This window comes from Yeosuana sp. (assembly GCF_057126245.1).
This window is the reverse complement of record NZ_DBNGMQ010000054.1, coordinates 133,746-146,323: the sequence shown is the minus strand read 5'-3', so window position 1 is coordinate 146,323 and position 12,578 is coordinate 133,746. Positions and strand designations below refer to the sequence as shown.

At 31.4% G+C, this 12,578-nt stretch carries 9 protein-coding genes, 2 tRNA genes and 1 pseudogene; 4 read left to right on the top strand and 8 right to left on the bottom strand.

Annotation, left to right across the window (positions count from 1 at the left end; translation table 11 throughout):
* Nucleotides 1-157 precede the first annotated feature (157 nt).
* The gene (locus AC15TD_RS06960) at nucleotides 158-2,239 is read left to right on the top strand and encodes a prolyl oligopeptidase family serine peptidase (RefSeq protein WP_484451412.1); all 2,082 of its coding nucleotides are present in this window, start codon (nucleotides 158-160) and stop codon (nucleotides 2,237-2,239) included.
* 384 nt (nucleotides 2,240-2,623) lie between these two features.
* Here the strand turns inward: AC15TD_RS06960 and AC15TD_RS06955 are convergent, their stop codons facing one another.
* From AC15TD_RS06955 to AC15TD_RS06935, 5 genes are all read right to left on the bottom strand, one after another.
* Nucleotides 2,624-3,283, bottom strand: coding sequence for a class I SAM-dependent methyltransferase (locus tag AC15TD_RS06955; RefSeq protein ID WP_484451411.1), 660 nt, complete (start codon nucleotides 3,281-3,283; stop codon nucleotides 2,624-2,626).
* Between the two features lie 51 nt (nucleotides 3,284-3,334).
* On the bottom strand, nucleotides 3,335-3,595 hold the full coding sequence (locus AC15TD_RS06950) for a heavy-metal-associated domain-containing protein (RefSeq protein WP_484451410.1): 261 nt from the start codon (nucleotides 3,593-3,595) through the stop codon (nucleotides 3,335-3,337).
* Between the two features lie 3 nt (nucleotides 3,596-3,598).
* Nucleotides 3,599-4,588 carry a Tll0287-like domain-containing protein gene (locus AC15TD_RS06945; protein ID WP_484451409.1) on the bottom strand — a complete coding sequence of 330 codons (990 nt, stop codon included), beginning with the start codon at nucleotides 4,586-4,588 and terminating at the stop codon, nucleotides 3,599-3,601.
* A gap of 213 nt (nucleotides 4,589-4,801) precedes the next feature.
* Nucleotides 4,802-5,908 (bottom strand): glycoside hydrolase family 88/105 protein, encoded by a 1,107-nt coding sequence (locus AC15TD_RS06940; protein ID WP_484451408.1) that lies wholly within the window; start codon nucleotides 5,906-5,908, stop codon nucleotides 4,802-4,804.
* A gap of 88 nt (nucleotides 5,909-5,996) precedes the next feature.
* On the bottom strand, nucleotides 5,997-6,533 hold the full coding sequence (locus tag AC15TD_RS06935) for an RNA methyltransferase (RefSeq protein WP_484451407.1): 537 nt from the start codon (nucleotides 6,531-6,533) through the stop codon (nucleotides 5,997-5,999).
* A gap of 143 nt (nucleotides 6,534-6,676) precedes the next feature.
* On the opposite strand from AC15TD_RS06935, the gene mutS reads away from it, so the two are divergent.
* The 3 genes from mutS (at nucleotide 6,677) to AC15TD_RS06920 (ending at nucleotide 9,539) form a co-directional block, all read left to right on the top strand.
* A complete protein-coding gene (gene mutS, locus AC15TD_RS06930; RefSeq protein WP_484451466.1) occupies nucleotides 6,677-9,256 on the top strand; it encodes a DNA mismatch repair protein MutS in 2,580 nt (859 codons plus the stop codon).
* A 98-nt stretch (nucleotides 9,257-9,354) separates the two neighbouring features.
* Nucleotides 9,355-9,426: transfer RNA gene (locus AC15TD_RS06925), tRNA-Gly, on the top strand.
* Between the two features lie 29 nt (nucleotides 9,427-9,455).
* Nucleotides 9,456-9,539: transfer RNA gene (locus AC15TD_RS06920), tRNA-Leu, on the top strand.
* A gap of 432 nt (nucleotides 9,540-9,971) precedes the next feature.
* Here AC15TD_RS06920 and AC15TD_RS06915 read toward each other — a convergent pair.
* From AC15TD_RS06915 to AC15TD_RS06905, 3 genes and pseudogenes are all read right to left on the bottom strand, one after another.
* A pseudogene (locus AC15TD_RS06915) lies at nucleotides 9,972-10,043 on the bottom strand (hypothetical protein); the annotation flags it as partial.
* A gap of 943 nt (nucleotides 10,044-10,986) precedes the next feature.
* Complete coding sequence (locus AC15TD_RS06910; RefSeq protein ID WP_484451406.1) at nucleotides 10,987-11,217, bottom strand: hypothetical protein; 231 nt, start codon at nucleotides 11,215-11,217, stop codon at nucleotides 10,987-10,989.
* A gap of 110 nt (nucleotides 11,218-11,327) precedes the next feature.
* On the bottom strand, nucleotides 11,328-12,563 hold the full coding sequence (locus tag AC15TD_RS06905; RefSeq protein WP_484451405.1) for a 3-deoxy-D-manno-octulosonic acid transferase: 1,236 nt from the start codon (nucleotides 12,561-12,563) through the stop codon (nucleotides 11,328-11,330).
* Nucleotides 12,564-12,578 lie beyond the last annotated feature (15 nt).

Sequence of the window (12,578 nt, the reverse complement as noted above, 5' to 3'; positions counted from 1 at the left end):
AGATATTCAGCTAATTGTAAACCAGAAACCATTACTATTGGGTTATCTTTTTTAGAAGCTGAATAATGTGTAACTCCTGAAAACACATATGAATTTATAAGGCTGAAATAAACGAATATAATTATATTTACCCCATCATCCTTTAAACGTCTTGACTATGAAAGGTAAGTTTTTACTTTCTTTGATGCTTTTGTTTCAATTTTATTCCTTTGGTCAGAATTATTATACAGTACCTGCAAAAAAAAGCCCTATAACCGACTACTATTTTGGTAATCAAATTACTGACAACTTTCGCTGGTTGGAGGACACAGAAGCTCCCGAGGTAAAAGATTGGATATTAGAGCAAAATGAATTATCAAAAAAATATTTAAAGAAAGTATCTTATAAAACAGGATCATATGAAGCAGTTGACACTTATGGTTATACTGAATATGATTATCCAGTAAAAAAGGGAGACTATTATTTTAATTTGTACTACACTTCATTAATATCTCGTCCTTCTCTTTATTTTAGAAGACAATTGAAAGAGAATCCATCATTACTTGTTGGACCAAAAGAAATATCAAAGGAAGATGTTATTAATATCCAAAACTTCGAAATATCAAAAGATTCTAGATTTCTAGCTGTTAAATATGGTAGAAATGGTAGTGATTGGTCAGAAATTAAGATCATGAATATGAAAACTAAAAAGCTCATGACTGACCATATCAAGGGAGTGAAATTTTCTAATATTTCATGGTTGGAGGACGGCTTTTTTTATTCTACCTATGAGCAATTAAATTATTATGGTAAATCACTTAATAATAAGGTCTATTATCACAAACTTGGAACAAAACAGAAGGACGATAAATTGGTATTTGCAAGAGAAAAAAACCCTTTAACACAATTTGAGTTCCTAACTACTTCAGATCAACGTTATTTTGTTATCTATGAAATGAATGAAGAAAAGGGAAAAACCAATATATTTTATATTGACTATCATTCTGAAAATAAAAATTTAAACAAACTTTTTTCTAATATTGATCACTCAATCACAATTCTAGATAGTCAAGGTGATAATTTTATTGCTAAAACAAATAAAAATTCTGAAAGTGGAATATTAATTTCTTTTAATAAATCTCTCCCACATATCTGGAATCAGATTACTCCCGATATTTCTACTGCATTACTTTTAAATTATTTTCTATTTTCAGAGAGAATAGTGACTATTTATCAGTCAAACCAACAGCCTATTCTTATTGTTTATGACTATCAAGGTCAAATTTTATATAATTCAAAATTTCCGTTAGGTTCTACTATTGGAGGCTTTAGCGGAAATAAAACTGACGATGAATTACTTTTTTATATCCAGTCATATACAATTCCAAAAGCCGTATTTAAGTTTAATGTTCAAACTTTTAAGCAAAAGTTAGTTAAAAAAACAAAAGTAAATTTCAAATATGAAGATATTGTCTTTAAAAATCTGAATTTTTTATCAAGGGACGGCGTGGAAATACCAATGATAATTGTTCACCGCAAAGATATTGAGTTAAATGGGTCAAATCCGACAATTTTAAAGGCGTATGGTGGATTTGGATTAGTAAGTCTTCCCTCTTTTGATCCCGGAATTGTAGGTTTTGTAAGAAAAAAAGGGATTTTTGCATTTGCTAACATAAGAGGAGGAGGAGATAAAGGCCCTGAATGGGCTAAAGAGGGTAAAGGGATGAAAAAACAAAACTCATTTAATGATTTCATTGATGCAGCAGAATTTTTAATTGAAAAAAAATACACAAATAGTGAGAAACTAGCCATAACTGGTAGTTCTAACGGAGGGCTAGTAGTTGCTGTGGCAGCTATACAACGTCCAGACTTATTTAAAGTAGTCGTCCCTATAGTCGCTCCTTTAGATATGGTGCGTTTTGAGCAGTTTACAATAGGTCGATTTCATCATGATGAGTATGGTACAGTAAAAGATAGTATAGGCTTTAGAAATTTATATAATTATTCGCCTTATCACAATATTAAAGAAAATATAAACTATCCGACAATGCTTATTATAACATCTGAAAACGATGATCGCGTACCACCATTTCATTCTTATAAGTTTACAGCCGAAATGCAGAATAGGAAAGCTCAAACCAATCCAGTCTTATTGAAATCAGAAAAAAATGCAGGGCATTATGGTGCTTCAAATCTTCTTTCCTATTTAAAAGAACAGGCTAGTATATATGGTTTTATAATGTATCATATTGATGATTAAGTAACAGTTATTCTTTTAAGAGTCTTATAGTTAAAACTATTATCCAAAAAAGATCTAATGTGCTTCAAGTTAAATCTTATTTTTTTTGAATAACATATTGTTTGTAGATTGAAACAATATCTATTTTCGTTTTTATCAATTCAATACGTTCTGATTTAAATTCCGCTTGTAAATTACTATTAGAAGTTTTATTTTATTGAACATAAATTGCTCCGAATACTAAAACTGTCAATATGTATAGAGTTTTTCTCAAATGTTTGGTAACGCTATGATATGACGTCGCTTTAATGACTTATATCAGATGATAAGCGAAGTTAAATTTTTTTAAATTTAGAATCAAGATAAACTGTACATAAAAACTTTCAAAATGGAAAGTATGTGATTTTAATACAATTCAAACAATATGGTTACAATACGCCCTTTTTCATTTTCTAAAATATATTCGTCAAATTGTTTTCGGGCTTTTATTTTGATACTAAAAGGAGGCTCTAATATATTTACACCACTGTTTTGTTTTAATCGAATACCTTGCCCAGAAATAATATCCTTATTAGAAATAAAGTCACCAACCGGTAGATGTTCCGTAAGAATAACATATTTATAATTTGCTAATTTTTCGACTAGGTTTTGTACCTCTAAATTAGATAAATGTTGCAATACTTGACGAAGTATCATGCAGTCTGCCTCTGGAAGATCATCTTTAGTAATATCTAAACAAGCAAACACTAAGTTATCTTCTTTGTATAAGGTTTTATTTCTATCAATTAGATTTTCAACAATATCAATGGCAATATATTTTTTGGTGTATTGAGTGAAGTGTTTTCCAATATTAAAATCGCCACATCCTAAATCGCAAACGACTAAAGACCTATTGTGAGATTCTAAAAATGCAACTAATACTTTTAAATATGGTTTTATAATTTTTGGATCGTGAGAACCAAAGCCAGAATAAAAATCGAATGTGTGTCCTCCCCAAAGATGTATGTCATAAATCTGATTCATGACATCTTTTGTAGGCCAAGGTTTTTTTATTTTTTTAGCCACGTTTTTACATTAACTTCAATAATATAGTTTAAAATGTTAATGATTTTAGTCCTATTCATTCATTCTTCCAAAAGCACAATTAACATACGATTTGGCTTTTTTAATCATTGTGTTTTCACCTTTTTCAGGATAACCAAGTTCATTTAGTTTTTTTAAAACTATATATCTTTCAATAGTGCCTGTTATGTTTATGGTGTCTGTGTCTTTATCTATAGAAACCTCTTCTACGGCGTCTAATTTTAAAAGTGCTGTTTTTATACTATTAACACAACCTCCGCATTTTATGTTTTCTACTTCAAAAATTTGTTTCATTATTCAATTACTTTTTGGGTTATCAAATTCAATACTCCACATTCCTCTTACCTGGTTTTCAGAATATCCAATGGCTAAGTCGTTTGGATATAAAGCTACTATTTTTTCTCTCACTGCTGTTGAAATTTCTTTAGAATTCCCATGGCATTGTAAACACATCGTGTTGGTTGTAATGGGGTAATAAAATTGAATTTTATCCTCTTTTTCAATAATGGATGGTTTTGGTTCTTGATTAAGCGCTACTTGGGCTTTGTAAAGGTTAATATATTTTAATTCTTCAGAATTTGCTATATTATCTGGGTTTCTGGTTTTATCGGTGACCCTTTTTATAGTGGCATTATATTTTATTGCCATACTATCTGTTAAAGGCATGGCTTTTATGTTACAAAAATTTAGTGCAGCCAAGGTTCCTTTCTTTTGAATCGTTCCCATCAAATTTTGTCCCAATACGGTTTTTGTTGAAAGGGCATACGCCATACCAATATCTTCAGCGGCTTTAGGAGATTCAACTTTCGCATATTTTTTACCGTTTTGATTACGATTTCGAAATCCTTTACCTTTTACATGCTCTTGAAACCACTCTGGTTCCTCAATTTCGTGATCAAACATGTAGTCGGCAATTTTTTCAATAACGCCTTCAGGAAATTGTTGTTTTGGCATGACACCAAATTTTCTAACGGCTCCAAAAAGTTTTGCTTTTTCTTGGGTTGGATTTGAAGCATAGGTTACAATTTGATTGATAAATTCTTCTTTGGTTATATCGTCATTTATATAATGCATTTTTATTGCTACCATTGGAGGTGCAATTCTTCTGCCGTTTTCAGGCATCTTTGGGTTGTGACAAACATAACAATGGGTTTCCATAAGTGTTTTTCCAGGATGCGTAGTTTCTTTATTTGTTAACTCTTGAGAAACTGTTTTATTGTTTTGTTTTTCTTTATTATTACAGCTAATTATAAGAAGTGATATTGCTAGGAATTGTATTAATTTCATAATCGATACTTTATAAGTACAAATATCATATTAAATAATTACTTGCAGCGTAACATTAGTCACCTAAAGTTATGAAAATAATTAGTCTGGAAGGTTTTATATGAAAAGAAATAGCCAAAAGAAAAACCCCACACATCTTGCAGAAATATTTAAAGAAAGTTTGGTGCCCCATATCGCTATTTAGATAATTAAATTACCGGCGTTAACGATATTTTATTTACCACCACTCAACCTATACACTTCTGAACCTGCACTTAAAAAAGCACCTGTTCCATAAACTTCGGTTTTATCTGCCCATGCCTTGCCAGGAGCAGCACCTATGGGTTGTACGTAGCCTAACATTCCATTTTCTGTAACATGGCTAACCATGGCGTTCCATCCTTTTGTTACTGCTGGCTGGTAAGTGGCTTTGTCTAAAACACCATTATTTATACCCCAAGCTAAACCATAAATATAAAATGAAGAACCACTTGTTTCCGGTGTTGGATAAAATGCTTGTCCTAATAAACTCATTGACCAATGGCCTTCAGGGGTTTGAATTTTAACGAGTTTTTCAGCCATTTTTTTATAAATTTTTAAGAAATACTTGTATTCTTTGCTCTTTGGGATTAGCTCGTTCATAATATTTGTAAGACCAGAAAATACCCAGCCGTTACCTCGAGACCAGAATATTTTTGTGCCATGATCGAGTTGAGAGATATATCTTTCGTCTCGATAATACAGATTTTCTTTTTTATCAAACAGGAAATCGGTTGTAGCTTTAAATTCAGTCATCATAAAATCTAAATATTTTTCTTCCCCCGTAATCTTATAAAGTTTCGCCCAAACAGGCGGCGACATAAATAAGGCATCACACCAGTTCCATCGGCTTTGGTGATAAGGAGATTCCCATTTTAGAGATGTTTGTGCGGGATGGTACATGATGAAATCGAACTGCTCTTTTGTTGGCTCAATCATTTTTTTATCCTTGAATTTACGGTAAAGTTCAATATATAATTGTCCTACGGTATGATCATCTGCATGATATTTACGTTTGTACAATTGCCAGGCATGTTTTTCTCCAATGTCTTTTAACCAATTGTAATATTTGTCATTATCAGCTATTGAAGCCCATTTTATCATCCCAACATACAGTGCGCCATTTGTCCAGTCCAATGGATGGTGCGGTTCATCATATCCGCTGTATAGATATTGGAAATGTTCTATTTGCCAATCAGCAACCTTTTTCATGATGTTTTTAACCTCATTTGGATCTATTTCTTGAGCTAGAGAGAACGATGTGATTAAGCATACTATTAAAATCTTGAAAATTTGTGACAAGTGCATTTTTAATGAATTAATTAGTTGATAAAAAGTGAAATTAAGTTATGATTTTAAAGGTAAATAATTAAAATAAAACTGGTCACTTTTAGCTTTTCAATTTCAGCTTATTAAAAACATCCCAAATAACAACACCTGCACTTACCGAAATATTTAAAGAGTGTTTGGTTCCAAATTGTGGTATTTCAATGATTACATCGCTTGCGGTAACCACATTTTGTGCAACACCTTTTACCTCGTTGCCAAAAACTAAGGCATATTTTGTATTTGTTTCAACTTTAAAATCATTGAGCATTGTTGCATTTTCAGCTTGTTCAACAGCGCATATTTTTATGTTTTTAGCTTTCAGTCTTTCAATTAAATCCATGGTATTTTCAACATATTCCCAATCTACCGTATCGGTGCTTCCTAATGCTGTTTTATGAATATCTTTATGTGGTGGTTTTGCTGTGATTCCGCAGAGATAAATTTTTTCAATCAAAAACGCATCACTGGTTCTAAATACAGAGCCAATATTATTGAGACTTCGAATATTATCTAACACAATAATAATGGGCGTTTTGTTTACCAATTTAAAATCTTCTACACTTAATCTATCTAACTCGTTATTTTTTAGTTTTCGCATCGGTAAATTTGTGAATAATTATCAATAAGTAATTATATTTCAGTTTCAAAAAACATGAAATAATAATTACATTAGCAATCCTATTTAAATTACAAAAATAAGATATAAATAATATTCCATTGGCAAAAAAAGAAACCCCTTTAATGAAGCAGTATAATACGATTAAAACAAAGTATCCTGATGCTTTGTTATTGTTTCGTGTGGGTGATTTTTATGAAACCTTTGGTGAAGATGCTATAAAAACGGCTAAAATATTAGGAATTATCTTAACCAAACGAGGTGCAGGAAGTGAAAGTGAAATTGAACTTGCCGGGTTTCCTCATCATTCTATAAACACGTATTTGCCCAAGTTGGTGAAAGCAGGTGAGCGTGTTGCAATTTGCGACCAATTGGAAGATCCTAAACTCACTAAAAACATTGTAAAACGTGGCGTAACAGAATTGGTAACTCCTGGTGTAGCATTTAATGATGAGGTTCTGGTCTCAAAATCCAATAATTTTTTATGCTCTGTTTATTTTGATAAATCCCATATTGGTGTTTCTTTTTTAGATATTTCAACGGGTGAATTTTTAACCTCAATAGGAAATTCGGAGTATATTGATAAGCTCTTGCAAAATTTTAATCCGAGTGAAGTCTTAGTGTCAAAAAGAAAAAGAACTACGTTTATAGAAACCTTTGGGGACGACTTTCATACTTTTTATATGGAAGATTGGATTTATCAAGCTGATTATACTTATGAAATCTTAACGAAGCATTTCAATACCAAATCGCTTAAAGGTTTTGGAATAGAAGACTTGTATGAAGGCATTATCGCCTCTGGTTCTATTTTGCATTATTTATCTGAGACGCAGCATAACAAAATACAACACATCACTTCTATTTCCAGAATTGCTGAAGATGCCTATGTGTGGATGGATAAGTTTACCATACGCAATTTAGAACTTTACAATTCTACCAATCAGAATGCTGTGACACTTTTAAATGTGATTGACAAAACCATTTCGCCTATGGGCGGACGTTTGTTAAAACGCTGGTTGGCCTTGCCTTTAAAAAGTGTAGAGAAAATAAAACAACGTCATGAAGTGGTCGATTATTTAACTAAAGAAAACACGACGCTTCAAAAAATTCAGAATCACATAAAACATATTGGCGATTTAGAACGATTAATTTCAAAAATAGCCACTGGTAAAGTGAATCCCAGAGAGGTTATTCAGCTTAAAAATTCCTTAGAAGCCATTGTGCCTATAAAATCGATTGCCTCAAGTTGTGAAAATCAATCTTTAAATATTATTGGTGAGACACTTCAAAGTTGCGAGGTGCTTCGCGAAAAAATAAAAGAGACACTTAATGAAGAGGCGCCTGTTAATGTTTTAAAAGGCCAAACCATTGCTTCTGGATTTTCTTTGGAATTAGATGATTTAAGAGGATTGTCAAAATCTGGAAAAGATTATTTAGACAAGATGCTTGAGCGCGAAAGTGAACGAACAGGAATTACATCTTTAAAAATAGCTTCCAACAACGTGTTTGGGTATTATATAGAAGTCAGAAATACGCATAAAGATAAGGTCCCAGAAGAGTGGATTAGAAAGCAAACACTGGTAAGTGCAGAGCGATACATCACCGAAGAGCTCAAAGAATACGAAGCTAAAATTTTAGGTGCTGAAGATCGGATTTTAGCCATTGAGCAGCAGTTGTTTTTAGAGTTGGTCAGTTGGCTTAATCAGTATATAAAGGCCGTACAACAAAACGCTTTTTTAATTGGACAACTAGATTGTTTATGTGGATTTGCCCAATTAGCAAAAGACAATCAGTACGTGTATCCATCTATTGATGATTCTTTTGATTTAGATATTACAGAAGGAAGACACCCAGTGATTGAAAAGCAATTGCCTATTGGAGAAAATTACATAGCTAATAATGTATTTTTAGATAGAAGTGAGCAGCAAATCATTATGATTACCGGGCCAAATATGTCTGGTAAGTCGGCTATCTTGCGTCAAACAGCATTAATCGTTTTACTCGCTCAAATAGGGAGTTTTGTGCCTGCAAAAGAAGCTAGAATTGGTTTAGTTGATAAAATATTTACACGAGTAGGAGCGAGTGATAATATTTCGATGGGTGAATCTACGTTTATGGTAGAAATGAACGAAACAGCTTCAATTTTGAATAATATTTCGGAAAGAAGTTTGGTGTTACTTGATGAAATAGGACGAGGGACAAGTACCTATGACGGCATTTCCATCGCCTGGGCTATTAGTGAATATTTACATGAACATCCGGCGAAACCTAAAACCCTGTTTGCAACGCATTACCATGAGTTAAATGAAATGACCGAAACCTTCGAACGCGTTAAAAATTTTAATGTGTCGGTTAAAGAATTAAAAGATAATGTACTTTTCTTAAGAAAACTAGTTGAAGGCGGTAGTGCTCACAGTTTTGGTATTCATGTCGCAAAAATGGCAGGCATGCCACAGCAAGTGCTCCATAGGGCCAATAAGATTTTACAGAAATTAGAGAAGTCTCACTCAAGTGAAGAACTTACCGACAAGGTAAAATCATTAAAAGATGATATGCAATTAAGCTTTTTTAATCTGGACGACCCCTTACTAGAAAATATAAAAGACGAGATTTTACATATTGATATTGATACACTTACACCAGTTGAAGCGCTTATGAAACTAAATGAAATAAAGCGAATGTTGATAAAAGAAAAACGCGCTTAGAAATAAAAAATATTATTTTGTAAAAAAGCCTTTGGTTTTATGAGAAATATTTTAAATTTGCATCCGCAATAGCAATATTGCACGTTCATTAAAAGACTGCGAAAGTAGCTCAGGGGTAGAGCATCACCTTGCCAAGGTGAGGGTCGCGGGTTCAAATCCCGTCTTTCGCTCTGAAACTTTCTTTTAAATATACCAAGTTGCTGAAGTGGTGGAATTGGTAGACACGTTGGACTTAAAATCCAATGTCCATTAGGACGTACGGGTTCAAGTCCCGTCTTCAGTACTAGATTGAAAATTAGTCACTTAACTATGAAGTTGTTAGGTGACTTTTTTTATATATTGTGCTCACGGTTGAGTCAACCTATTGTTGATAACTATTTCCTTAGATTTTAAAACCACAATCGATATTATGAGAAATTAATGGCTAATTGATTATAATCTGTAAATATTGCTTTGTCTCTTCTTTTAGTTTTAAAAGGAAAATTATTTATGTCAGAATGTTCATTATAATATTCTAATGCAATAATATATTCTTGTTTTGCATAAGTTTCATTTTGGAAAAATCCAAGATGAAAAGACGTTCCATTTATAAAGATACTTGACTCCCATTTATTTTTTCCTTTACAAAAACAGACCCCAGTATAAGGACTAGAAATATTATGTCTCCATTTGTCTTTTGAGAGGTTCTCTCGGTTTGTAATTACTTGAAGGCTCTCTACTCATTATTTGTTTTAACGTTGTCTATGTGGTCTACAACAAGGTTTTTGCCTTTAGGTATTTCACCTTTAAAAGTTCACTTTTAGTTGACGTCTAACACTTGTTTTGTTGAAATTTTTTTTGGGAAATACTTCCATAGTTCTTTCTTTTTCATATTACATTTATTTCAATACTATTTTTAACCCAGATTATTTAAAAAGGAATTGGGCACATTATGTGTCTAAGATAGTAAATCTTTAATGTTCATGAATGATATGTTTCCCACATGTGGATATCCCTTAGTTATTTTGGAAGAACAATGACCTAATAATAGTGGACAAACAATCTAAACTCGAGCTTTCTTCTCCTAAATCACAATTGATTTGAATAATAATTTAATACAAGAGTTACTTTTATTAAATGTTAAATATTGTTAAATTATTACTTTGTTATACATAGTACTGTAACAATTTTAAAATACAGTCGTCTATAGTGTATAATGCAAGTTTAAAAACTAGAAATTATGAGAACAAGTGCTAAAATAAGAAGTTGTGATAGGAACATTAAGAAACAATACATCTATACCTATAGCGATATTCAGATACCCATATTTATTAATAGACCTATTGCGAATAGTTATTAATTAAAAATTAAATAAAATATATTAACCATAAAAAATAGAACTAATGAGAACTTTAAACAATAACCATTTTCCAAGAACATTTGATAAATCAAAAAGTTACAATTGGAATAACGAAAGACGATATAAATAAGCACATTTATAAAAATCAAACTATCAATCATTATTAATTAAAAGTAAATTAACCACAAAAAATAGAACTAATGAGAACTTTAAACAATAATCATTTACAAAGAACATTTAACAAATCAAAAAGTTATAGTTGGAATAACGAAAGACGATATAAATAGACATATTTATATGTAGTAAACAAATCATCAATCAAAAAAAAAGCCTTTATCGTTAGATAAAGGCTTTTTTAAAAGTTAAGATTTCTAATCTAATTAAATAGTATTTAGTTGTCACCAATTTTTTTTATTGCTTCTTTAGTCGCTTCTCCTGCTTCTTTTGTTTTTTCTACAGCGTTGTCAATAGCCTTGCCTGTTTCTTCAAGAGCACCTTCAGTTGCTTGAGTAGCATTTTCAACAGCATCTTCTACTGATTCTGTTTTTTTTGTATCTCTACAAGACGTAAATGTTAAACTTATTGCTAATAATAAAAGGGTACTTAAAAATAATTTTTTCATGATTTTATTTAATTAATTTAAAACATTTTAGATTCGTTATCTAAAGTAATAGATACGATAAAACTTTAGCTTTTGGACTATATGCTTTTTATGGCTTTTGTAGGATTAACTTATATGTGAAGGTAATTAAGAATATGATTTACTGCTCCTTTATTCTTTGTTATATAGTCTAAATTATTAATTCCTGAAGTGATGCGTTTTTCATTATTTGTAATTAAATCTTCTAAAACACGATTAAATTCATCTTGATTTTTAATAGAAAACATGCCAGAATTATCGATCATATCCTGCGCTTCGGGTTGTTTTGAATAGTGGTTCCCAATAATAATAGGAACTCCAAAAACGGCTGGTTCTAAGGTATTGTGTAAACCGGTTTGTCCCATAGCACCACCAACATAAGCAATGTCAGCATAGCTATAAATTTTTGAAAGAAGGCCAATGGTATCAATAATAAAAACTTGAGCTTTAGAGACGTCTATAGTTTCTTTTTGTGAGAATAAAATAGCTTCTTTATTTAATTGTTCTTTAAAACTTTTAATTTGACCAGCTTTAATATTATGCGGGGCAATAATGAATTTCACATCTTTTGACCCTTTATAATTTATGTAATTAATAAATAATGTTTCGTCTTCTGGCCACGTACTTCCAGCAACAACACAAAGCTTACTTTGTTTAAAGATTTCAATAAAGTCAAGTTGATTGTTTTGAGTTAGTTGATCGGAAACCCTGTCGAACCTAGTGTCTCCAGAAACGGTTACATGATTATAATGAATGGATTTGAGCAAAACTTTAGAGGCTTCATTCTGAGTGAAAATATGTTCAAAAGCAAAAAGGGCATTTCTTAATTGAGAGCCATATAATTTAAAATATGATTGATTTTTTCTGAATAATGCAGAAATTAATATAGCTCTTCGTTGCTTGGTTTTTAATTCTTTTAAAAAATTGGGCCAAATATCATACTTAACAAAAATGCTTAATTCTGGATTTACAAGGGATATAAAACGTTTAGCGTTTTTTTCGGTGTCGATTGGTAAATACACAACAACATCTGTAATAGGATTGTTTTTTCTTATGTCATACCCAGAAGGCGAAAAAAAACTTAAAATAATTTTATGGTTTGAATAATGCGCTTTTAGAGCTTTAAAAACGGGGAGCCCTTGTTCGTATTCACCTAAAGAAGCACAGTGAAACCATAAGGTTTTATCCTGTGATTGAAGTTTCTTTTCTAATAAACCAAACGTTTCATGCCTTCCTTTAACACCTTTTTCAATTTTTTTATTAAAAAGAGCTAAGACTTTTAAAAAAACAGCCGCTAGGTTTATGCCTATGTTGTATATAAAATTCAAATATTTACTTTGTAG

What these genes read in the sequence shown, in the direction of transcription:
- AC15TD_RS06935 (WP_484451407.1), bottom strand. Translation starts at nt 6,533, where the DNA reads ATGCGAAAACTAAAAAATAACGAGTTAGATAGATTAAGTGTAGAAGAT.
- AC15TD_RS06960 (WP_484451412.1), top strand. Translation starts at nt 158, where the DNA reads ATGAAAGGTAAGTTTTTACTTTCTTTGATGCTTTTGTTTCAATTTTAT.
- AC15TD_RS06950 (WP_484451410.1), bottom strand. Translation starts at nt 3,595, where the DNA reads ATGAAACAAATTTTTGAAGTAGAAAACATAAAATGCGGAGGTTGTGTT.
- mutS (WP_484451466.1), top strand. Translation starts at nt 6,677, where the DNA reads ATGAAGCAGTATAATACGATTAAAACAAAGTATCCTGATGCTTTGTTA.
- AC15TD_RS06945 (WP_484451409.1), bottom strand. Translation starts at nt 4,588, where the DNA reads ATGAAATTAATACAATTCCTAGCAATATCACTTCTTATAATTAGCTGT.
- AC15TD_RS06910 (WP_484451406.1), bottom strand. Translation starts at nt 11,217, where the DNA reads ATGAAAAAATTATTTTTAAGTACCCTTTTATTATTAGCAATAAGTTTA.